The following is a 24,517-nucleotide window of genomic DNA, read 5'->3' on the forward strand; positions in this document are numbered from 1 at the left end:
ATTTCATACGTTTGCGTAGATTTTAACTATTTTTTCCTATTTATATATTCAAGAAAAAAAATTATCTTTGCATCCCTAAGATGAAATTTTGAGAAAAGAATGATCTATAAACAATCACTCCTGAATGTCAGGAGGTAAACGCAAAAATCTAACAGAATTATGAGTACGAAGTACGTTTACACCTTTGGTGACGGAAAAGCAGAAGGAAAAGCAGACATGAGAAACCTGCTAGGAGGCAAAGGCGCCAATCTTGCCGAAATGAATCTCATCGGAGTTCCTGTACCTGCAGGTTTTACTATCACAACAGAAGTTTGTACCCTTTATAATCAAGAAGGAAAAGACGCTGTCATAAAACTAATCGAGAATGATGTTAAAGCCGGTATCGCAGCTACAGAAAAGTTAATGAATGCCAAATTCGGATCAAAAGGAGAGGCTTTCCCTCTTTTAGTTTCCGTGCGTTCCGGAGCCAGGGTGTCCATGCCGGGTATGATGGATACCGTGTTGAACTTGGGAATGAATGATGATGCCGTTAAAATCGTGGCTGAAAAATCAGGTAACGCCAGATTTGCATGGGATTCATACCGTCGTTTCGTACAAATGTATGGAGATGTCGTGATGGGCGTTGCAGCCGGAAAAGGCGAACACAACCCGTTCGAAGTTGAAATCGACAAATTAAAAGCAGAAAAAAATATTTCTAACGACACCGAATTCTCGGCTGAAGACCTGCAAGAACTTGTTCGTCGTTTCAAAATTGTCGTTAAAACCAAAACCGGTAAAGATTTCCCGACCTGCCCGTGGGAGCAATTATGGGGAGCCATCTGCGCCGTGTTCGATTCATGGATGACGGAGCGTGCCGTTCTGTACCGCCAGTTGAATCAAATCCCTGAAGAATGGGGAACAGCGGTAAATGTTCAAGCCATGGTTTACGGAAACATGGGTAACAATTCTGCGACCGGAGTTGCTTTCACGCGTGATGCCGCTACCGGTGAAGATATTTTCAACGGAGAATACCTGATCAACGCGCAAGGAGAGGACGTTGTTGCCGGAATCCGCACCCCGCAGGAGATTACCATCGAGGGATCGCGCCGTTGGGCTAAAATGCAAAATATCTCAGAAGAAGAGCGTGCCGCTAAATATCCTTCACTGGAAGAATCCATGCCAGCCGCCTACGCTGAATTAAATGCCGTTCAACAAAAACTGGAAGACTATTTCCACGATATGCAAGACCTTGAATTTACCATCCAAGACGGTAAATTATGGATGTTGCAAACCCGTAACGGAAAACGTACCGGTACGGCTATGGTAAAAATGGCGGTTGACATGCTCGAACAAGGCATGATCAATGAAGAAACCGCTATACTTCGCTTGGAAGCGGCTAAACTGGATGAATTACTTCACCCGGTATTCGACAAAGAATCACAATCCAAAGCAAAAGTATTAACCAAAGGTTTACCGGCATCCCCGGGAGCCGCTTGCGGACGTGTCGTATTCTTTGCTGACGAGGCGGAAGAATGGAAAAACAGAGGCGAGCAAGTAGTATTAGTCCGTTTGGAAACTTCTCCCGAAGATTTACGCGGAATGAACGTTTCCGAAGGTATCCTTACCGCACGGGGGGGTATGACCTCTCATGCGGCTGTTGTTGCCCGCGGTATGGGTAAATGCTGTGTTTCCGGAGCCGGAGAAATCGTTGTTGATTACCACAAACGTTCCTTCACAGTGAAAGGTGTTACCATCAATGAAGGCGACTGGATTTCTTTGAACGGTTCTACCGGAGAAGTTTACTTGGGTAAAGTAGCCACCACCGAGGCGTCACTGGACCATGACTTCAGAACTATCATGGATTTGGCCGAGAAACATACTCGCATGTACGTGAGAACCAATGCAGACACACCTCGTGATGCCAAAGTAGCACGTGATTTCGGTGCCAAGGGTGTTGGTCTTTGCCGCACGGAACACATGTTCTTCGAAGGCGACCGTATCGACGCCATGCGTGAAATGATCCTGTCTGATACCGTTGAACAACGCCGTATCGCTTTGTCAAAAATCCTTCCGATGCAAAGAAGTGACTTCGAGGGAATCCTTGAGGCTATGGACGGATTCGGAGTTACCATCCGTTTATTAGACCCGCCATTACATGAATTTACCCCGAACGAGCCGGAATCTCAAAAATATATGGCTGAAAAAATGGGTATTTCAGTAGAAGTTGTCAAAGAAAAAGTGGATGCGTTACACGAATTCAACCCGATGTTAGGTCACCGCGGTTGCCGTTTAGGAATCACTTACCCGGAAATCACCGAAATGCAAGCCCGTGCAATCATTGAAGCTGCTTGTAACTTGAAGCTGAAAGGCTTTAACCCGAAGCCGGAAATCATGGTTCCGTTGGTAGGTACTGTGAAAGAATTAAGACAACAAGCGAACATCATCCGTTGCACTGCTGACGTGGTATTTGCAGAAAAGGGCGTGAAAGTAGATTACATGGTAGGAACCATGATTGAAATTCCTCGTGCCGCATTAACCGCAGACCAAATTGCAGAAGTTGCAGAATTCTTCTCTTTCGGTACGAACGACTTAACCCAGATGACTTTCGGATATTCTCGCGATGACGCTGGTAAATTCTTACCGGAATATATCAAGAAAGGTATCTTGAAGACCGATCCGTTCGCCGTATTGGATCAAGAAGGCGTGGGACAATTAGTTCAAATGGGAGCTCAAAAAGGACGTTCAACTAACAGCAAGTTGAAACTCGGAATCTGTGGAGAACATGGTGGAGAACCCTCTTCCGTGATCTTCTGCGACAAAGTGGGTATGGACTACGTTTCATGTTCACCGTTCCGTGTACCCATCGCACGTTTGGCTGCGGCTCAGGCTGCTATCATGCACACCAACAAATAAGACAATTTTTAATAAATAAACGAGGAGCTGTTTTTTAAGGAGACAGCTCCTTTTTTCATGTTTGATTCTACACATTCTTCTCCTAAATTTTTCGTGCGATCTCCCCCGAAAGCTATTTCTCTTTCCAGTAAATGGTAAAAATATGTTATTCATTCACGACACAAATTCATCACCCACTAACGCATAGAGCCATTTTTTAGATTAAAAATACAATAAATATATTGATACATATATTTACATCTCAATTCTACTTGTTAAATTCATTCTAAATAACAATATTAACATTTTACATATTATTTACATATAAAATAAATAATATCGGGTGAGAACAGTAGGCAAATTATCGACATAAAGAAGCTAGTTAAACAACATAAAAACAGCATAATAGCAATATTTTTGAAAATATCAAAAAACGATCATTTATTCCGACAACAAAAATACAATATTTAATCATATAACGTTTTTTTTGAAATTACTTTTTTTGTAGCTGATAATTATATAGTTATATGGTTTTTGTATTATATAAAAATTGTTAAACAAATTAACATCATTAAATGATCATTTTTTGATATTGACAATAAATCAGAAATATTACAAATCATGAAGGTGTATGCAATCATTCTTATTTTAATAATGCTTTTAACTGGAAGCATAATGCGTGTTCGGGCTCAGGAACATCAACACAAGACAGACTCGACAAACAACATTGTCCTCTATTTTAAAATTGACGGGGCTATTTTAGATAGCACGTACATGGGAAACAATGAATCTTTGAAGAAACTGGATGAGTTAATCAAAAATGAATTAATCATACCTAATCTCGACTCCATTACCATCGTGGCCTCCTCTTCTCCTGATGGCAAGGAAGCATACAACCTGGAGTTATCGAGGAAAAGAGCCGAAAGTGTCAAAGCTTATATCACGGGGAAATATCCCGAGATCAAAAAAGAGCTTGTCTATGCACGATACACCGGTGAGAACTGGGTTGATTTCAAACGTATGATCGAAACGGATAAAAACATCCCGCACCGGGAAAGATTAATTAACATCATAAATTCCGATCGTGAGAACGGAGCCAAGGAATGGTTGATCAAGACTCTAGCGAACGGGGAATCATGGCGTTATATCAGGAAAAACTTCTTACCACAATTACGCACGGGTGCTGTCTGCGTGATCTACTATAAGCGGGAGCCTGTCAAGGAAGAAAAGAAGGAGGAACCGAAGAAAGAAGAGAAGATTATCCCTCCACAAAAATCGGAACCGGAGACTCCGGTCATCCCGCTAATCATCTCGAAACCGTTATTCGCCATGAAAACGAACCTTCTCTACGACGTGCTTTCGGCCGTGAACCTAGAAATAGAAATTCCCATCGGTAAACAATGGTCCGTGGCTGCAGAAGGAATATTCCCGTGGTGGAAAGCATCACGTGCCGACTGGACCATGCAATTACTATCGGGACACGCCAGCGTGAAATACTGGCTCGGGGATCGTGACGCAAAAGAAGTTCTCACGGGATGGAACATTGGCCTTTACGGCGGAGTGGGGAAATACGATCTACAACTTTTCGATAAAGACGGGGAACAAGGCGACTTCTTTGATGCAGGTCTTCAAGCCGCTTACGCTCACAAGATCGGCAAGCATTTCCACATGGAGTATAGCCTCGGCGTGGGTTATTTACAAAGGGACACGAAAGAGTATGATAAAGTGAACGACACGATGTACGGGGACATAAAAGTTTTCAGGTTCCCGTGGAAAGTAGAGAGGAAACAATGGTTTGGTCCAACGTTCGCAAAAGTTTCCCTCGTTTGGTTATTAAATAAAAAAACAGTAAAAAAAGAAGGAGGTGTGAAATGAAAAACATAATTTATATCGCAACTCTTTGTTTCACACTTGCCTGCTCTTCATGCGACAGGGACAATCTGTTTTACGCCACGGAAGAACAAGGATTTGTACGCCTGAATATCAATTGGGAACCCTCACAATTAGAACCGAACGGTACCTCAGCCTACGTGTTCGACAACGAAAGCGGAAAAGCTGTCTGTGAATGTTTGATCAGCAGCGACCCTAACACGATTGATATTCCCCTTTACCCGGGTAAATATGACATCATGGTGATAAACAACACGGAAGAGGAATTAGCAAGCATTGACTTTACCGGTATCGAAAACCTACACACGTTCAACGCTGTCATTTCGGCCAATAAAGAGCCGAAGTACGCGAATCTATTATCAAAAGCAGAAGATAATAATTCCTACTTGACAGCATGCGACATCCTAGCCAGAGCACTCGTCAAGGCGATCGAGATTACCCCGAAAGATATTCACTATTACAAGGAAAAGCCGGCTACCGGAGAACACGAGGTCAGCCAAACGATCGAAGTCACCCCGGAACGACAAACAGAATTAATCGACATTGAGGTAAAAGTGATGAACATCACGTCAGCTGCCGGGGCCCCACGTTCCCACCTGACGGCCATGTGTGAAAGCGAAAACATGGAAAAAGCGATAAAGTTCGGGCATGGTATCACACACGAGTTCGTGCTGAACAACAAACGGGTAGACCCGGACAACTATAAACTCGCCACGATCACGAAGCAACTCATCTCGTTTGGTCCGGAAAAAGCAAACGGGAAATGCCTCAATGATCACCAACTCGTCATGAATTTCATCCTCGTGAACGGAGAAACCCACACGGTTTCCCTTAACGTGAAAGATTTAATTGAAACTTCACATGACGGGGTACAAACCGTCCACAAAATCCGGGCCGAGGTGACTCTCCCGGAAGCCATCGGTAACGGTGACGGGGTTTTCCACCCGGAGGTTGAAGAATGGGAAGAAATTGAAACGGAATTACCAATTTAAAAATAATGAATTATTCACTTTTAATTTACTGATCATGAAAAAGAATCTATTGTACAATGCTAACTGCGGCAGCCATGCTTGCCGGTTGCGCAAAAAACGACGTGGTTGATTCGGAAATCAATAAGGAGGGTAACCTGATCGGGTTCTCCACTTACAAGAACATCTCCAGGGGAAACCCGGTAGATGACAATAACGAATTTTTAACAAAAGACAACGCCTTTGGAGTAACTGCATTTATCAAGATAAATGCAGTCCTAAATGAAAGTCCTTACATGGGAACGACTGCCGAGGGCATTCAAATCGTATCTGACGGGGCGAAATGGACTTACGCCCAAGCAAGCGATCAAGCTTACTGGCCTGTGAATGGCGAATTGCTTGATTTTTACGCCTATTCCCCGCACGAGAATGCAGCTATCACGGCGAAAACTTTCGCCACGACCGGTTTAACGTTGAACTATACCGTTCCAGCCGAAGAAGCCAATCAAGTGGACTTAATGTACGCTGTTGCCACAAACCAAACAAAACCTGATAACGGAAACAGCGTAACCATGCCATTCAAACACGCCTTGACTCAGGTGCATTTTGCAATCGGGACAAGTGCCACAAACCTGTTCGTGGATGTTGAGGAGAACGGGATTCAAATTCACAATCTGAAAAACACGGGAACTTTTGCATCTTCGACAGAAGCATGGACTTTAAACACTGAGGCTACTCCAGCCAGCTACACGGTTACCTCCGATGCCATTAATGAAGCAGGTTATCAAGTAACGAATGGCGCTCAAGCATTCACCACGATCGGAAGCGCAGACAAGGCATTGATGCTATTGCCACAAACCTTGGAGGCAAATACAGAAAATGTAGGAACTGGTAATTACCTGACGATCAATTGCAAGATATACCAAAAACTTGCAGATGGTATAAAAATTTATCTAAAAGGTAGCGAAAGTAAATATGCTCCTGTAACAGTCGGTATTTCCGGAGAGTGGAAAAGAAATCAAAAGATCACTTACAACTTAAACATCGGCGCAACAGCAGGCATTTTGAATCCGATCGAATTCGAAACGACAGTAGAAGAGTGGCAACCTGTTGATGGTGGTACCATCGAGGTAAAATAGCCCTCGCGTTTCATGCAACCCTAAACATGGCCTAACGGCTCACTCGCGGGCGGTTGAACGTCTGCCCGCGGGTACTAATAAAACCTCAAAAAAGTCAAACGATGAAAAGAAAAGAATACATTTTACTGTCGGCAGCCCTATTGATCGCGTTCACATCGTGCGACAAAAACGCCCCGGAACCTGCCAACGACGGTGATAAAATAGATTTTATTGCCACGCCATTTCACGAATCCTTCATCCAGGCTGATCAAGCCCGGGGAAGCGAAACGGGAAACGACGACATGCAAGATTTCGGTGTATACGCCTACTACACGGCCGACGCTTTTATCCCGGGGACTAGCACCCCGAATTTCATGTGTAACACCCACGTGAAAAAGACAAGTGGCACATGGACTTACGAGCCTCTCATGTTCTGGCCTAATAATGGGAAACTGTCATTTTTCGCCTATTCCCCTTACGCAAGCCAAGGAGATTCGTACACCTCTTTAAGTTCCTCCTCCTCCACGGCGGGGTATCCCCAACTAACCTACACGGTACCGGATGACGTGATTATCCAACGAGATTTACTCGTATCCGTTCCCCTACTCAACCAAACGAAAACATCGAGGAACGCCGACGGTAAGTTACCATTAACATTCCGACACGCTCTCTCGTGCATCGTGTTCAAAGCCAAGATGACAGACGCTTGCGATTTCCCGGTGAAAGTAACCTCCATCACCCTCGGGAATTTCAAGAACAAAGCGACACTCTCTTACGACGTCGGCAATACCCCGGGGACATTTTCTTGGACACCGACCGAGGACGCCTCGGACAAATCCTATATGCTAACCATCAATAACGGACTACTAAAGGACGTGAACTTGAAAACCATCACGACCACCTACCAGCCAATCAGCACCGACAACGCATCCCTGATGCTATTGCCACAAGGGATTGATGATTCGGACGAGATTAAAGTCACCGTGGAATACCAAGTGACAGGAAATATTCAGACCCAAACGATAACAGTCCCACTAAACCGGATAATAAGTACTTTGATCGCCGGGCAACGCTACTCGATAAATATACTAGTTTCCACTTTGGCAGACTTAACATTGACCTGCACGGTAGAGTCATGGCAACAACAAACAATTAACGTACCCGAATTTAAATAACAGAAAACTATGAAAAGATATATATACATCGCATATGCCTTGATGCTTGTCCTAGCCGCCTGTCAAGATGATAAACTCGGGGACCATGAAAATAGCGGGAATGCAACATTAACATTGAATTTCAACTCTTCAGACAACACGCTGTCACGCGCCGTGTCAAGTGACGAGGATGAACAAATAATAAGCAACGCTTACGTGTTCGTTTTCAATCAAGACGGGAGCAAGGTGTTCGGACAATTTTACAATAACATACACCAATCAAAGACTTACACGACCAAGGTGGAGAACATTCCCGCCGGGAACGGCAAGACCATAGCTGTTATCGCGAACATCAACACGACGATTCACGACCTGAACGACACGAAGCTGGATGCCGTCACCTCGAAAGCCGATTTGCTGGCACTGACATCGCACATGCAGGGAAAATACATCGAGAGAGGAATCCAGTTTCTGATGAGCGGGATGAAAGAAGGAGCCGAGTTAATAGCAAACCAAAATAACACGATCGACATCCCATTGACACGAACCGACGCAAAAGTACGTTTCAACGTGCAAACGAAAGAAGGCGTAACATTCACCCCTCGCGAGTGGAAGATCGTGGCTATACCGCGAGAAGTAAGCGTGTTACCGAACACCACACAAGGACAATTTGAATTTGAGAATTACTTTAACAGCGAGTGGAATAACTTTGAAATCTCCACCACGAACGCCATCACGTTCGCGTTCTACATACCCGAAAACAAAGTAAACCCCAAGGAAACAATACCCGCAGAGGGGGAATATCGCGATCAATATGCCCTACGGGAAAAACAAGAAAAAACACCTAACGCTGACGGAAGCGTGACAAACGGGGCTTACCGGTACGCGGATCAACGGGCGACCTACGTGAAATTGAAAGGAAATGTTTTTTATAGCATCGGCGGGGGACAAGAAATTTCAGCAGACGTAACTTACACCATTCACCTCGGAGGAGTGAATGGCGTGAACGATTACAACAGCCTCAGAAATCATTTTTATACTTACACGGTAACCATCAATAGCGTGGAAGACATCATCGTCGAGGTTGAATCAACAACAGGCGAAGAACCCTCACCCGGAAGCGAGGGAGATGTTGTTGTCGCCGAACGAATTAAAAGATTCGATGCCCACAATGAAATTTTCACGACAACTTTCGAGCAAAAGAATATCGACGAGAGCTTGACTTGGAACGTTTACACCCCATTCTCCAATGGAGCAGAAAATGAAAATCCCAAAGACTATGACTGGATATATTTCAACATTAACACAAAAAGTAGAAATTTTTATACCGAAACTTTTGTAACCTACCAAGGAGATAATGGTGTTTACACGGATGCCGAATTCAAAGATAAGAAGTACCAACACCCCCTGGATCGTTACATGAACGATATAAACAATGGAACACAGAAAATGCTAAACATCAAACAACTCGTCAGCATTTTGAAGGAATGTAAACGCAGGTATCTCGCATCACAAGGGAACCATTTATTTGATAGTGGAGATAAAATCATATTTACCACCTATCTTAAAGAGTATTACTATGACGTGAACCCGGAAAACACATCTGAAACCGTGGAAAACGGGCTTTGGAAAAAATTCGTCAATACACAGGAAAGAGTGCTCAATATTTTATCCAATCTTCAATACAGTCAAGACCAGATGAGTACCAAATCCATCGCATTGTACTCCATCAGGCAATCATCCATACAAACCATGTATAACAAAAACTTGACTGAAAACTTCACCGCATGGGGCTCCGAGGCTATACAGGATGAAACTCTTCTCCCGTTTGAAACAGAAAGAACTAAAACGAATCGCACGTATAACGATCTCAATAACGGACGAAAAAACTCCATCAACATGTGGATTGGAAACGAAACCATGAATTGGAACACCTACATAGATCCCACGACATGGGAAATGCAAGCTTCGTATGAAGCGGCCAAGTACAAATGCTTGCGCCTTAATCGCGACATGAATGGCAACGGGCGAATCGACAAGGAGGAGGTTCAATGGTACTTGGCCAGTATCAATCAACTCTCGGACTTGTGGATCGGAGAAAACTCCTTTGACTCGCAATCCCGACTATACAAATTCAGCACGTGGGAAGAAAACAAACAATGGTACGCCAGCAGCACCGTACTAGATAAAGACCGCCAAGGATTGGGTACTAATTTGTTTCCTTATACTTACAGGGACATTCCCCAGATATTGTGGTCTTCGGAAGGTTCAACCGTCGGTCCTTTAAATGGACCCGGATCCATTACCTCGACCAAGGTGTACTACAGGTGTGTCAGGAATCTAGGACTAGCCAAAAAGGCGAGCGAAAATGACCATCCAGAAGATTTCGTCACGTATGATGCCGCAAATAGAACCATCACTTTAACAAAACTAGATCCCAAATCGATACGAGGTTTCAGTACCGTAGAAGAGTTGCCCAATCACAACGAACGAGACGTTCGCGGGTACAACAAACCTTGGAACGCTTTTGAAATAAATGCCAAGACATACGGAAACGGGTTAACCTGGGAGATGGTTAACGCCCGCTCTCAACCCGGAGGAACAAATCCGGTATGCCCCAAAGGATGGAGGGTTCCCAATCAAAGAGAACTGGCATTAATGTACTCCAGGATGCCAAGAAACGCGACCTCTTGGCCCCTGAGCGACCATTTTTCCAGAAGTAGTTTCAGCTTTAACACAGCCGGTGGCGAACGCGTTGGTTTTTCCGTTGAAAATGAAGGATCGGTATATTACTTGATTAATCACAAAGACGAAGACCGTGGCGGAGTCCGCTGTGTAAGAGACATTAATTAGTAAAAAAAGTATATATGAATAAACGAGAACTTACAGCACTTATCGCAGAGCGCACCGGATTCAAGAAAAAGGACGTTCACACGACGCTACAAGCTACGATCGACTGCATTTCCGAGGTTATACTCGCCGGGGGACGGGTGACGTTCATGGGATTCGGTTCCTTTTATACCCAAGAGCGAGGCCCGCGAATAAGTTACAACGTGTACTCGAAAGAACGACGACACCTTGATTCCCGGAAAGTGATAAAATTTAAACCAACGTTACAAAAAAGAAAATAAATGCAACCAGAAAGGGGACTCTTTTCATCAAGATTCCCTGAATACCGAGGCGAGATTCCGCGATGGATCTCGCCTTCCTCGTTATTCATCGCTCCTGCATACAATAAACTTTCCGGGATAAGACTCACCCTGAAACCACGATTTTTTACTTGTAACTTCCCCACATTAACTCTATCTTTGTCGAAGATTAATTTAAAACGCTATGCAACAAAATATAGAACATCCTGAAAACGAAGCTTGTTATGAAGGACTGGCCGTCAACAAGGGTATCGAACAGCCGGATCCCGTGAACCCGGCCATCGCAGAAAGATTGAAGCATCTGAGGAAAAAGACGCTTACCGCGGACGAGTACGTGGCAGGTATTCTTCGCGGGGACATTAACATTTTAAGCCAAGCCATTACCCTCGTGGAAAGCGCCCGCGTTGACCACCAAGCCATGGCACAGGAAGTAATCAACCGTTGCCTCCCGAACACGGGTAAATCCGTCCGTATCGGGATCACGGGTGTACCCGGGGCCGGGAAAAGTACTTTCATCGAGGCGTTCGGGAAATTCCTTACCGGACAAGGACATAAAATTGCCGTGCTTGCCATCGACCCGAGTAGTGAACGTTCAAAAGGGAGTATTCTTGGAGATAAAACCCGTATGGAAGAGTTAGCCTGTGATCCACACGCCTACATCCGCCCTTCCCCATCGGCCGGCTCGCTGGGCGGCGTTGCCCGCAAAACGAGAGAGGCCATGTTGCTCTGCGAGGCTGCCGGATTTGACATTACCTTGATTGAAACCGTCGGGGTCGGTCAAAGTGAAACTGCCGTACATTCGATGGTCGATTTCTTCCTGCTGGTACAAATTGCCGGAGCCGGGGATGAATTGCAAGGCATCAAGCGAGGCATCATGGAAATGGCCGACAGTATTATCATTAACAAGGCTGACGGTAACAACATCACCCGTGCCGAACTTGCTAAAGTTCAGTTGCAAAATGCTCTTCACCTCTTCCCCCCTCACGAATCAGGCGTGGAACCGAAGGTCATGACCTGCTCCGCTTACGAGAAAACCGGGATCAAGGAAATATGGGAAAACATACTGCACTATTGCAGCGAAACCCAACAAAGCAAATATTTCGACATCCGTCGCAGCGAACAAGCCAAGTACTGGATGTACGAAACCATTGACGAACAACTGAGGAATCGTTTCTACCAGAGCCAGAAAGAACAAATAAAAGAGGCAGAAGAAAAAGTGCAGCATAACGAGGAAAGTTCTTTTGCTGCGGCCTTCCGCTTGTTAGACAACTATTTCAAGGAAGATACGAAACTATAATCGTAAAAATACTTCCAACCTACTCGGAACGGGAGAATATCCGAAATCACCTTTGGATGATCTCCCGTTCTGGTTTTATATCACCTGAGAACACCTTCTCACAGGGCTTTACATGAAAATTACCTGACTGTTGGGCGACTGTTGGCAGGTAATTAGGCGCCATCGCCCGATTGTCGCCGCCTAGTCGCCCGATTATCGCCGCCATTTTAACAGATGATTAGTAAAAATAACATAGGACACATCCGCACGAAACAAGACAACAATAGGTCAACATAGATCCAATTTCAAATTTTTATCTATTCTAAGCCCCGATAAAAGTATTGATTTATGTTAGGACATACCAACACATATTCCGAAAATACAGTTTTAAGATAAGTACAAGCGTCAAATATTCCTTTGTAGAAGAATCATTAAACGAACGTTTAATAAAAATTCATTTCATCCATACCTAACAAATATAATAATTTTTTAATAACCTGTGAATTGTTGATACACAGATTCAAAAAAAAGAAATGATTTGTGAGAATTTGGCGAAATTTGTTTATATTTGAGTGGCATTAAACGTTGGTTTAATGATATAGAAGGATTAATGTAGCCTTTAGAAATTCAGAGTCCGCCTCTATGGTTGCAAATTGTATGTGAAAGAACATGTTACATTCCCATCGGCATCGCTTAGGCGATGCCGGGGATATGTTCAATTCTTTTAAACAAAAATCCTGTTTACCCGCAAAAATTCGGAATTTCGGCTAACATTTGAAATTTTCCATTCCCGGAGATCTCCCCGCAAAAATGCAAGCACCCGTTCGTAATCGCGATAAAACGAGCTGCAATGGACAGATTATACTGGAATGCCTGATCGAAGACAGCCTGCGATAACGCCACGGAAGGCGCTTTACACTCCACGATCAAGTAAGGGTTCGCCTGCCTGTCATAACACACCAGATCAAAACGCCTTTTCATGCCGCACACTTGAATCTCTTTCTCGACGGCAATCAACTGGGCGGGATAACCTTTACTCTCGATCAAAAAATGAATAAAATGCTGCCTCACCCACTCTTCCGGGGTCAAAACGACGTACCTTTTCCGAATCATATCGAAAATCCAGATCTGCCCGTTCTGCTTTTTCACCTTGTACTCGAAAGGAGGTAAGTTCAAACTTTTCACGCAATCACTTTTTATCTTTTCTTACTTTCAAAAAACTACTATCACCATAACTCAAAAAACGGAAATCATGAGCCAAGGCGTAATCATACACTTTGTGCCAATCTTCCCCGATAGCCGCCGCAACCAATAATAATAACGTACTCTGTGGCTGATGGAAATTAGTAAACATCGCCGTGATCACCCGGTACGAATAGCCGGGAACAATAATAATCGTGGTCTTAGCCTTCAACAATTCGACATCTCGTTCATCGAACCACCCCAGCAAGGCAGTCATAGACTCTTTCAACGAGTAACCGGAAGGCAAGTCGTAAGCCTCCCACTGTCCCAGAGAACTGAAATCCTCATCTCCCAAAATTCGTTTCACGCCCATCCAGTAAAGGCTTTCCAGCGTACGGACGGATGTCGTTCCCACGGCAATAATATTTTCCGGGTGAGTACACAGATGCTCCACGACTTCCCGCCGAACAGAAATATGTTCCGTGTGCATATCGTGGCCCCCGATCGTCTCGCTTTTCACGGGACGAAACGTCCCGGCCCCCACGTGCAAGGTCAGCTCCTCGATCGTTATCCCTTTTTCCCGCAAGGCTTTCAACACGGGGACGCTGAAATGCAACCCGGCCGTCGGGGCTGCCACCGATCCTTCATTTTTGGAATACACCGTTTGATAGCGAATCTTGTCATCCTCTTCCGACTCCCGGTTCAAGTATGGTGGGATCGGGATACGTCCGCAACACTCTAGCACTTCACTGAAACTGGCCGGGGCATCCCAAGTAAATTCCACGATAACATCATTCTCTTCCCGAAGTTTCCGCGTCGCGGCCAACTGATACTCTTTCCCCTCAAACCGGTAATGACAAAAAATCGTTCCCTCTTTCCATTTCTTCAAATTTCCGACCATACATTTCCACTCGCACTTCCCGTAAGCGGCAAAGCTCTGCACGTAGTCCGAGGGCCGGTAAGGTTCCAAACAGAAAACCTCGATCATGGCTCCCGTGACCTTCTGAAAAAGAATCCGGGCATAGATCACCTTCGTGTTGTTAAACACCAACATCTTCCCGGCATCAAGAATTTCCGGCACCTCGTAAAAATGCCTCTCGTCAATCCTACCCTCGTCATAAATCAACAACTTCGACGCCTCCCGGTTTTCCAGTGGAAACTTGGCAATCCGTTCGTCGGGTAAATCATACGTGTAATCCTCGATCCTAATTTCTTTTAGCTTTTCTACCATTTCACGAGAATTTTCGATCGCTATTTTTTTTGTCATTCGGCAATAATATCTTACTTTTAAGGCTGCAAAAGTAATGATAAATAACGAAAAAAAAGGAAATGGGATACTCCATTCTCAAATTTCCCAACCGACATATTATGAGCATGAAAACAAAAAAAGATATAGTGGAGGATTGGCTGCCCCGGTACACGGGACGGGCCTTGGAAGATTTTTCAAAACACATCATCCTGACTAACTTTGATTACTACCTAGATCTGTTCGCTGAAAAATACAATGCTCCTATCATTGGCGAGAATAAAAATATGCCCAACGTTTCGCACGACGGGATCACCATGATTAACTTCGGAATGGGTAGCGCCAACGCCGCCACCGTTCTAGACTTGCTTTCCGCCATAGAACCAGAGGCCGTGCTATTTATCGGGAAATGCGGGGGACTAAAAGCCAAACACCACGAGGGGGACTACATCCTTCCTATTGCCGCCATTAAAGGCGAGGGTACATCCAACGACTACATGCCGAAAGAAGTCCCTTCCCTACCCTCTTTCAGCGTTCAGAAAGCCTGTTCAAAAATAATCACGAATCATGACAGGCAATATTACACGGGAGTGGTGTATACCACCAACCGACGAGTATGGGAATTCGACGAGAATTTCAAAGAATACTTGATAAAAACACGGGCGCTGGCCGTGGACATGGAAACCGCCACGATTTTCACCGTCGGGTTCGCCAACCGTATTCCGACGGGAGCTTTATTGCTAATATCAGACAGGCCCATGATTTCCGACGGCATAAAAACGTCTGAATCAGACAAAATCGTCACGCAAAATTTCGTCCGGCAACATCTCGATATTGGCATTGAAACCATGCAATACATCAAGGATAAAAATTATTCCATGAGGCATCTCATTTTTTAAATATTATGTCGTATTTTCGTTGTCAAATTAATTACATATGCTGAAGGGACTATTTTACATCTTCTTAGGGATCATTCTTGCCTGTTCATGTGACAGCAAAAGTAAAAAACAGGATGGGCAGGAAGTAAATACCCCAACGAGCGTGAATGATTCCAATGCCATTGCCAAAATTGAATTCCCTCAAAAATCATTCAACTTTGGTGACCTGCAAGAAGGAGAAATCGTCACGCACACGTTCCGTTTCAAAAACACGGGGACCAAAAGTCTTGTTATTCTCAACGTGGAGGCTAGTTGTGGCTGCACCACGCCCAAGTATGACAAAAAACCGATCCCGCCGGGAGGAGAAGGAAAAATCGAGGTTGAATTTAACTCTTCGGGCAGATATGGTAAACAATACAAAGTAATTAATATCTTTGCAAACGTTCCGGAAAAAGTGATTGAACTAAAAATAATCGCAAATATCAAGAATAAATAAAAAAGTAAATTTATGAACACAATTTTCATGTTAACATTACAACAAACTGCTACACAAGGTAACGCTTTCATGCAATTCTTACCCCTTATTCTTATTGTCGTTGTATTCTGGTTCTTCATGATCAGACCCCAGATGAAAAGACAAAAAGAATTGAAAAAATACCGGGATGAATTGAAAAAAGGCGACAAAATCATGACAACCGGGGGAATCTTCGGAAAAATTGTCGAGATCAACGACTTTACCGTTATCATTGAAGTAGAAAGTCAAGCCAGATTAAAAGTAAGCAAGGAAGCCATCGTGAAAGACATGACGGACGTTCCGGCTAGCAAATAATTTTAGTTACAGGTTACAAGTTCGCCAGTTACAAGTTTCATTCTTTGTAACCTGCAACTTGTAACCTGCAACTTGTAACTCTTCCAGTATATGCGTGGTCTTATCGGTAAAATACTAGGCTATTTCGGTGCATCCCATGAATTACACATCAAACGTAATGTAGTCACGTACGGGGTATGCGTTATCATCGCGACTGTGCTATGGTTTTTAAACGCATTGAATAAAGAATATACCACGGAAATCACCTACCCGATAAAATACATGGATCTCCCCAAAGGAAAGCTACTCGTTTCCGAACCACCCAAAGAGATGACGTTGGCTATAAAGGCCCACGGTTTCGCCTTGCTGCGTTACAGCATCAGCACCTCTTTTCTACCGATCGTGCTTAACGTGAACTCGTTACTGGACAAAAAAGACCAGTTGGAATACACGGTAAACACGTCAGAGATAAAAGAGCGGATCAGCGCCCAGTTGAACACGGACATCCAGCTAATCTCCATTAAACCGGAAAGTATCACATTTCAGTTCTCCCGGTTCGAAAGTAAAAGAGTTCCGGTAATTCCCCGGGTCGATTACACGTTGAAACGGCAGTACATGTTGAAAAACGATATTTCCGTTACCCCCGATTACGTGGACATCAGTGGACCGGCCTCCATTCTTGACACGCTAAAAGCGGTGTACACGGAACCGATCTCTTTAAAAAACCTCTCGAAAGACGTGACCAAAACCGTATCGTTTGAGGAAATCTACGGAACCCAGATCAATGAAAATGACGCTAAAGTCAAGGTCGAAGTGGAACGATTCACGGAATCTAAAAAAACAGTACCCCTCGTCGTTAAAAATCTCCCGGACTCACTCTTGATCCGCCTGTTCCCTCACGCCATTGACGTGACATTTGACGTGGGATTAAGCCGCTATGAAGTAGTTTCCGACACCAGTTTCTCTTTCTACGTGGATTACAACCAAATCAAGAACAACCCGGCATCCTTGAAAATCCAAATCGAGCGCTCTCCCCGTCACATAAAAGACTTGGTATTCACCCCGGAAACCGTCGAGTATCTTATCGAAAAGAAAAAATAATCCCATGCTAAAAATTGGTTTGACAGGAGGCATCGGAAGTGGAAAATCCACGATAGCTAAAATTATCGAGACATTGGGGTACCCCGTGTATATTAGTGACTCCAAGGCATCCGAGCTAATCAACCGGGATGAAGAAATCAAGAAACATTTAACCGAGCTATTCGGCAAAGACATTTACCAGCCCGACGGGTATCTGGATAAAAAACGGCTGGCAACAATCATATTCAATGATAAAGAGGCGATCAAGCAAGTAAATGGCATTGTTCATCCTGCCGTAACACGGGATTTCATGACGTGGTGTTCGGCACAACGACGCCCGTTTCTATTCTTCGAATCGGCCATTCTGTTCGAAGCAAAACTCGAACACCTTTTTGATTACATTATTCTAATCTCGACAGACTTGGAAACCCGCGTGGAACGGGTGATCTCAAGAGACGCTACCACCCGGGAGAAAGTGATTGAACGTATCAACAATCAAATGCCCGATGAAATAAAACAATCGAAATCGGATTTCGTAATTTACAACAATAATGATGACAAGGTGATAAAACAAATCCTTTCCATCATTCATCAATTAAACAATATTCATTCAAAACAAGCATAATATGGCAAAATACGGAAAATGGATCGGAGCTGGTTTAGGTTTTGTCATGGGAGGTCCCATCGGAGCCTTGTTCGGTTACTTCATCGGTTCCACGTTCGACACGGCAACAGTTGTAACATCCGGCCCGGCGAACGATCCGGGTACCCGCCCCACGGGAAGAGGTGACTTTTTGCTGAGCCTTGTCGTCTTGGCAACAGCCTTGATGAAAGCCGACGGGAAAGTGACCCGCAATGAACTGGACTACGTGAAAAAGTTCTTCCGGGATAATTTCGGGCTGGAAGGAGAACGAGAGGCCTTGACGATTATCAAGGACCTATTGAACAAAAACATCGAGGTGGATCAAGTTTGCACCCAGATCCGCATGAACATGAACGTCTATTCCCGTACACAATTATTATATTTCCTGTTCGGACTGGCCAAGGCCGACGGAACGGTATGTAAACACGAAATTTCCCTGCTGGATAAAATAGCTAATTTACTGGGAATTGATTCAACCACGTACCAGTCAATCAAAGCCATGTACTATGACGATTTGGATTCTGCTTACAGCATCCTAGGCATCACGTCCTCCGCTACCGACGAGGAAGTGAAAAAAGCTTACCGGAAAATGGCTATCGAAAACCACCCGGACAAAGTCGGGTACATGGGAGAAGATATTCGCAAGGCTGCCGAGAAGAAATTCATGGCCATCAACGAGGCTTACGAGAAAATCAAAAAACAACGGGGCATCAATTAGTCGGGTAGAGTGGATTGAAATTAAAAAAATAAATATTTCATTGCTTTTACTTTTAAACATTGATTCGTACTTTTGCCCACCAATAACAAAACACAAAAAGAAAGAAATATGTTGAAAGAAATTTTATCCATATCAGGAAAACCCGGGTTATTCAAATTAATCAATAACACCGCAAATGCCTTGATTGTAGAATCATTACTTGACGGGAAACGCTTTCCTGCATATTCTAATGCTAAAATTATCGCCCTCGAAGATATTTCAATTTACACGGAAGATGAAGACATGCCTCTGAAAACCGTGTTCAAACGTATGTACGAAAAAGAAGAGGGGAAACCGGCTATCAATCACAAAGAATCATCCGCCGCGATCACGAATTATATAGAATCTGTCATCCCGGAATATGATGCAGATCGCGTTTACGTTTCAGACATGCGGAAAATGATCCAATGGTATAATTTATTACTAGACAAAAATCTTTTGAACTTCGACGAACCGGAAGAAGAAAAGAAAGAAGAATAAGTTTATAAAGTCCATAAAGTTTGTAAGGTTTATAAAGTTATATCTCTACTAACATAATGAGACTTTATAAACCTTATAAACTTTCAAACTTTACAAACCCATTATCCCGTCATGGCAAACGACTATTTCCAATTCAAACAATTCACCATTCGGCAAGAAAGATGTGCCATGAAAGTCGGCACGGATGGTGTCCTTTTGGGAGCGTGGACTGCTGTAACTCATGCACGACGTTTGCTTGATATCGGTACAGGAACCGGACTTATAGCCATCATGGCGGCACAACGCAATCCCGAATTAATTATTGATGCTATTGAAATTGACCCGGCAGCTTTTGAGCAGGCACGGGAGAATGCGAACAATACATCATGGCGGGAACGTATCCATCTTTTTCAAGGTGAAGTGCAAGCATTTGCACCCCCGCATAAATACGACATCATTGTTTGTAACCCGCCTTTCTTTATCAATTCTACTAAAAATCCGGAACTCAATCGCACGTTAGCCCGGCATTGCGAAACATTATCACACGAGGATCTTCTCCAAGTTAGCGACAATTTACTCTTACCGGAAGGCAAACTCTGTGTCATACTACCTGTTAACGAAGCCAAACATTTTATAGAATTAACCCAAGGCAAAAAATGGTTTGTTAACAAATTATCAACAGTTTACCCCACTCCCGACAAGGCTCCCAAACGTCAACTCATCGAACTCTCGAAAGTAAAAAAACACCTCATAAAAGATTCAATAACCCTTGAAATAGAGAGACATACACTTCACGAGAGTTACGCGAACCTAACCAGAGATTTTTACTTGAAACTCTGATTCCCGAAGGTTTATCCCGTTCCACATTTTCATCAGGATTTAAATCTCCTTACAGAAAAGATTAACGATCTATTAACTATCGAATATGAGAATACCCCCTATCTTTGTAATGTAGAAAACAGATAGAAGACACAGTTTTTTTTCATAAGTTTGTATGTTTAGGTTAGTAGTTAGTAATTAAATAAGAGATCGCCCCATCGGTCTCTTATTTTTTTTTATTACTTTTAACCACGCATTAGGTTGCAATTATTTTTGTTGTCAAATTTATATATTATTATGCAAACAACTGTCTCACTAGGTATTGATATTGGAGGAACCAATATCGCATTCGGCATCATTGATAAAAGCGGTAACTGTCTGGCAAATGGCTCATTACCCACAACTGCATATAACACACCACAAGATTTTGTCCAAGACCTGTACAAAACAGTGAAGAAAGAACTGGACAAATTAGACGTGCAACTTGTCGGTATCGGGGTCGGCGCTCCCAACGGGAACTACTTCAACGGAACCATCGAAAACGCGGCAAATTTATCTTGGAAAGGAACCATCCCGATGGTAGAACTTTTGACTAAACAATTTGGCGTACCTGCTTTTATCACCAATGACGCCAAAGCTGCCGCTATCGGTGAAATGGTGTACGGCGGGGCAAAAGGGATGAAAGACTTCGTCGTGATCACGCTGGGAACAGGCTTGGGAAGTGGCATCGTGGTGAACGGGAAATTAGTGTACGGACATGACGGGCTGGCAGGTGAAGTAGGCCACACGCTGGTTTGTGGTGGGGATAGATACTGCAATTGCGGACGTCGGGGGTGCTTGGAAACATACGCCTCTGCCACCGGAATAAAGCGCACCGCCTGCGAATTACTCGCCTTGGAAAATACGCCTAGCGCGTTAAGAGATATTCCTTACACGGAAATCACGGCTAAAAAAGTATATGACGTTGCACAAAAAGGAGACCCGATCGCCTTGGAGGCCTTCCGGATCACGGGCGAGCAACTGGGTAAAGCCTTGGCTAACCTAGTAGCCATTATCAGCCCGGAGGCGATATTCCTTCAAGGAGGGGTAGCCAATGCGGGAGAATGGCTTTTCAAAACCACACAGGAACAAATGGAAGCCAATATGCTGTATATATTTAAACAAAAAATCAAAATACTTCGTTCGTCTCTTCCCACGAATGCCGCCATTTATGGAGCATCCGCACTTGTATGGACTGAATTAAACAATTAGACATTAAACACCATGAGAACACGACTCCTTCTACTCCTGCTTTGTTTTATCGGTCTTTTGACATCTTGCCAAAGAGAAAAAGAAACTCGAGTAACGGATTTTGTTGATCCATTCATCGGCACTGCCGGTCAGGGACACTGTTTCCCCGGGGCGACCGTCCCGTTTGGCGGGATTCAGCTCAGTCCGGATAACCCAAGAAGTGGTTGGGAGTGGTGTTCCGGTTATCATTACAGCGATAGTATTATATCCTCGTTTTCCCATTCGCATTTGAGCGGAACAGGTATTGGGGACTTACAGGACATCCGCCTGTTGCCTGTCACGACCCGCCCGCAAGTGGGAGAAAAAGCGATCGATTTCATCACGAAAGGATATGCCAAATTCTCTCATGCCAATGAAACGGCTGAACCGGGATATTACAGCGTGACCTTCGACAACGGGATTAAAACCGAGTTAACGGTAACCTCTCGTTGCGGGATGCACTCCTATCAATACCCAACCAACTCGGTTTACGGATTAACTCTTGACCTGACAACCGCACGTAACTGGGACCGGACCGTGATGACCTCGATCAAGAAAATCAATAACCGGACCATACAAGGATACCGGAAGTCAACCGGATGGGCAAAAGAACATAATGTTTACTTTTTCATGGAATTTTCCCAAGATGTAGACGTCTGGGCTGGAAATGACACGCTGAAATTATTAAAGAACGGGCAGAAACTGGTTTCCAATCAAGGATACGCGTTCATTGATTTCGGAACAACCACCAATAAGGTCCTCGTGAAAGTAAGCCTTTCCTCCGCGAACTGCGAGGGGGCCGCCGCAAACCTAGACAAAGAACTTTCTCACTGGAGCTTTGACAAAGTGAAACGGGAGGCGAAACAACGATGGAAACGCATTCTATCTAGAATTAAAGCAGAAGGTGCCAGCAAAGAAGAAACGAGAGTTTTTTACACGGCATTATACCATGCCTATTTGGCTCCCTATCTTTTTTCTGATGCACACGGGAATTACAAAGGTCCGGACGGAGAGATTCATAGCGTGGGTAAAGCAAATCAATACACCGTATTTTCATTGTGGGACACCTTCCGTGCCGCTCATCCCCTGTTCACAATCACCCAGAAGAACAGGGTAAATGACATGATAAAATCATTCATTCGCCATTACGAAGCCCACGGCTTGCTCCCGAACTGGGAACTGATGGGCAACGAAAGTCATTGCATGATCGGGAATCACGCCATCCCCATCATCACGGAGGCTTACTTGAAAGGTATTCGGAATTTCGATGTTGAAAAAGCCTACGAGGCCATGAAAGAAACGTCTCTATCCCAAGGGAATGGACTGGGACTATTCAGAACTTATAACTATATTCCCTGTGACCTCGAAAAAGAATCTGTTTCCAAAACCCTCGAATACGCCTACGATGACTGGTGTATGGCACAAATGGCCAAAGCCCTGAATAAAGAGGATGACTACCTCTATTTCATGGAAGCCTCCAAGAACTATAAAAACGTGTTCGATTCCTCTACCGGTTTCATGCGGGCAAAGCTTTCCGATGGAAACTGGAAAACACCTTTCTCCCCGTTTGCTTCAGCCCACAGGGATGATGACTACACCGAAGGAAACGCATGGCAATATTCATGGTTTGTACCACATGACGTGGAGGGACTTATCGCATTACACGGGGGGAAAACCGCTTTCGCCAACAAACTGGACAGCCTGTTCACCCTTCCCTCAACCATCGAGGGGGACAATGTTTCCCCCGACATCAGCGGGTTGATCGGACAATACGCCCAAGGAAACGAACCCTCACACCACGTGGTTTACTTGTTCAATTACACGGATACGCCCTACAAAACACAATATTACGTGGATAAAATCAGACGGGAACTCTACACGGATCGTCCCGACGGACTTTGTGGCAATGAAGATTGCGGACAAATGTCTGCATGGTATGTTTTCTCTGCCATGGGCTTTTATCCCATGAACCCGAGTGACGGAAAATATCAACTGGGAACACCCATGTTCAAGAAAGTAACAATCAAATTGGGACAAGATCGTAAATTTGTCATTAAAGCAAACCGAGAAAACGACCAATATATCTACGTGAAAGAAGTTTTACTGAATGGAGACAAACTCGATCGCACTTGGATTACTCATGACGAAATCATGGATGGTGGAGAATTGGAATTCGTGTTAACACCTGAAAATCCCTCAAAAATAAAAGAATAAACAGAGTCAAGGAAATGAAAAATATCGGAGTAATTCTAGCTGGAGGTTCCGGACGACGGTTAGGAAGCGAGTTACCCAAACAATTCATCGTAATTGCCGGGAAAACCGTATTGGCACACACGCTTCACACATTCGAGAAACATGAACGCATTGATGAAATCATCATTGTCGTACACAAAGATTACATCAAGGAAGCGGAAGAAATTGTTCGCCTTGAAGGATTTCAAAAAGTGAAACACATTGTCCCGGGGGGCAAAGAACGCTATGCCTCCACCCTCGCCGCTTTAAACGTGTACAAGGAAGAGAAATGTAATTTAATCATCCATGATGCCGTCCGCCTGCTAGTCACGCCGCAAATCATAGAAGACGTCATCGAGGCTCTCGAAAACCACAAGGCTTGCACAACCGCGATCCCCTCTACCGACACGATATTGCAAAGTGATACCTCTCGCCAATTCGTGAACAACATCCCGGATCGTTCCACGCTCTTTCAAGTCCAGACCCCGCAAGGCTTCCATTCCGACATCCTAACGAAAGCCTATAACAAGGCCCTGACAGATCCCGAATTTTCCAGCACGGACGATTGCGGGGTCATAAAACGGTATATGCCGGAAATCCCCATTAAAATAACCAAAGGTTTACCATTTAATATTAAATTAACCTACAAAGAAGATATTTCTATTGTAGAAAAGTTACTTTTGTCCTAGCAAAAATAAGGACGTGCGTAAAACAGCGA

General features: G+C 44.1%; 20 protein-coding genes and 1 pseudogene. 19 read left to right on the forward strand and 2 right to left on the reverse strand.

The window, feature by feature from the left end; all coding sequences use genetic code 11:
* Positions 1 to 159: 159 nt before the first annotated feature.
* The 8 genes and pseudogenes from ppdK to meaB all read left to right on the forward strand — a co-directional run bounded on the left by ppdK (position 160) and on the right by meaB (position 12,447).
* Entirely contained in the window at positions 160 to 2,892 is a 2,733-nt protein-coding gene (ppdK, locus tag R8806_RS09235) for a pyruvate, phosphate dikinase (protein ID WP_151412130.1), read from the forward strand.
* Between the two features lie 654 nt (positions 2,893 to 3,546).
* Positions 3,547 to 4,746 (forward strand): DUF3575 domain-containing protein, encoded by a 1,200-nt coding sequence (locus R8806_RS09240; RefSeq protein WP_162613769.1) that lies wholly within the window; start codon positions 3,547 to 3,549, stop codon positions 4,744 to 4,746.
* A complete protein-coding gene (locus R8806_RS09245) occupies positions 4,743 to 5,753 on the forward strand; it encodes a DUF5119 domain-containing protein (protein ID WP_124318327.1) in 1,011 nt (336 codons plus the stop codon). The genes R8806_RS09240 and R8806_RS09245 overlap by 4 nt, the downstream gene beginning before the upstream one ends.
* Before the next feature lie 56 nt (positions 5,754 to 5,809).
* Complete coding sequence (locus tag R8806_RS09250; RefSeq protein WP_317715810.1) at positions 5,810 to 6,868, forward strand: fimbrillin family protein; 1,059 nt, start codon at positions 5,810 to 5,812, stop codon at positions 6,866 to 6,868.
* Between the two features lie 101 nt (positions 6,869 to 6,969).
* Positions 6,970 to 8,022, forward strand: a complete 1,053-nt coding sequence (locus tag R8806_RS09255; protein ID WP_124317665.1) for a fimbrillin family protein — start codon at positions 6,970 to 6,972, stop codon at positions 8,020 to 8,022.
* A gap of 9 nt (positions 8,023 to 8,031) precedes the next feature.
* The gene (locus tag R8806_RS09260) at positions 8,032 to 10,854 is read left to right on the forward strand and encodes a fimbrial protein (RefSeq protein ID WP_229782911.1); all 2,823 of its coding nucleotides are present in this window, start codon (positions 8,032 to 8,034) and stop codon (positions 10,852 to 10,854) included.
* Positions 10,855 to 10,865: 11 nt separating this feature from the next.
* Positions 10,866 to 11,132: pseudogene (locus tag R8806_RS09265) on the forward strand (HU family DNA-binding protein); the annotation flags it as partial.
* A 202-nt stretch (positions 11,133 to 11,334) separates the two neighbouring features.
* Positions 11,335 to 12,447, forward strand: coding sequence for a methylmalonyl Co-A mutase-associated GTPase MeaB (gene meaB / locus R8806_RS09270; protein ID WP_087421059.1), 1,113 nt, complete (start codon positions 11,335 to 11,337; stop codon positions 12,445 to 12,447).
* Positions 12,448 to 13,167: 720 nt separating this feature from the next.
* Here meaB and R8806_RS09275 read toward each other — a convergent pair.
* A complete protein-coding gene (locus tag R8806_RS09275; protein WP_124317820.1) occupies positions 13,168 to 13,611 on the reverse strand; it encodes a type I restriction enzyme HsdR N-terminal domain-containing protein in 444 nt (147 codons plus the stop codon).
* A gap of 4 nt (positions 13,612 to 13,615) precedes the next feature.
* The gene (locus R8806_RS09280; protein ID WP_124317821.1) at positions 13,616 to 14,875 is read right to left on the reverse strand and encodes an S-adenosylmethionine:tRNA ribosyltransferase-isomerase; all 1,260 of its coding nucleotides are present in this window, start codon (positions 14,873 to 14,875) and stop codon (positions 13,616 to 13,618) included.
* A gap of 107 nt (positions 14,876 to 14,982) precedes the next feature.
* Here R8806_RS09280 and R8806_RS09285 point away from each other — a divergent pair, with 107 nt between their 5' ends.
* The 11 genes from R8806_RS09285 (at position 14,983) to ispD (ending at position 24,488) form a co-directional block, all read left to right on the forward strand.
* The gene (locus tag R8806_RS09285; RefSeq protein ID WP_087421311.1) at positions 14,983 to 15,753 is read left to right on the forward strand and encodes an AMP nucleosidase; all 771 of its coding nucleotides are present in this window, start codon (positions 14,983 to 14,985) and stop codon (positions 15,751 to 15,753) included.
* A 37-nt stretch (positions 15,754 to 15,790) separates the two neighbouring features.
* A complete protein-coding gene (locus tag R8806_RS09290; RefSeq protein WP_124317822.1) occupies positions 15,791 to 16,228 on the forward strand; it encodes a DUF1573 domain-containing protein in 438 nt (145 codons plus the stop codon).
* A 12-nt stretch (positions 16,229 to 16,240) separates the two neighbouring features.
* Complete coding sequence (gene yajC, locus R8806_RS09295; protein ID WP_183312863.1) at positions 16,241 to 16,561, forward strand: preprotein translocase subunit YajC; 321 nt, start codon at positions 16,241 to 16,243, stop codon at positions 16,559 to 16,561.
* 90 nt (positions 16,562 to 16,651) lie between these two features.
* On the forward strand, positions 16,652 to 17,641 hold the full coding sequence (locus R8806_RS09300; RefSeq protein ID WP_124317823.1) for a CdaR family protein: 990 nt from the start codon (positions 16,652 to 16,654) through the stop codon (positions 17,639 to 17,641).
* A gap of 4 nt (positions 17,642 to 17,645) precedes the next feature.
* A complete protein-coding gene (coaE, locus tag R8806_RS09305; RefSeq protein ID WP_124317824.1) occupies positions 17,646 to 18,245 on the forward strand; it encodes a dephospho-CoA kinase in 600 nt (199 codons plus the stop codon).
* Position 18,246: 1 nt separating this feature from the next.
* Complete coding sequence (locus tag R8806_RS09310) at positions 18,247 to 18,981, forward strand: TerB family tellurite resistance protein (RefSeq protein WP_151412129.1); 735 nt, start codon at positions 18,247 to 18,249, stop codon at positions 18,979 to 18,981.
* Positions 18,982 to 19,089: 108 nt separating this feature from the next.
* The gene (locus R8806_RS09315) at positions 19,090 to 19,500 is read left to right on the forward strand and encodes a DUF5606 family protein (protein WP_027202748.1); all 411 of its coding nucleotides are present in this window, start codon (positions 19,090 to 19,092) and stop codon (positions 19,498 to 19,500) included.
* A gap of 111 nt (positions 19,501 to 19,611) precedes the next feature.
* Positions 19,612 to 20,319 (forward strand): tRNA1(Val) (adenine(37)-N6)-methyltransferase, encoded by a 708-nt coding sequence (locus R8806_RS09320; protein WP_124316529.1) that lies wholly within the window; start codon positions 19,612 to 19,614, stop codon positions 20,317 to 20,319.
* Between the two features lie 276 nt (positions 20,320 to 20,595).
* A complete protein-coding gene (locus R8806_RS09325) occupies positions 20,596 to 21,549 on the forward strand; it encodes an ROK family protein (protein WP_124316530.1) in 954 nt (317 codons plus the stop codon).
* Between the two features lie 12 nt (positions 21,550 to 21,561).
* Complete coding sequence (locus R8806_RS09330) at positions 21,562 to 23,781, forward strand: GH92 family glycosyl hydrolase (RefSeq protein WP_124316531.1); 2,220 nt, start codon at positions 21,562 to 21,564, stop codon at positions 23,779 to 23,781.
* A 14-nt stretch (positions 23,782 to 23,795) separates the two neighbouring features.
* A complete protein-coding gene (gene ispD / locus R8806_RS09335) occupies positions 23,796 to 24,488 on the forward strand; it encodes a 2-C-methyl-D-erythritol 4-phosphate cytidylyltransferase (protein ID WP_124316532.1) in 693 nt (230 codons plus the stop codon).
* Positions 24,489 to 24,517: the final 29 nt, after the last annotated feature.

Source organism: Butyricimonas faecihominis, assembly GCF_033096445.1.
GTDB lineage: Bacteria > Bacteroidota > Bacteroidia > Bacteroidales > Marinifilaceae > Butyricimonas > Butyricimonas faecihominis.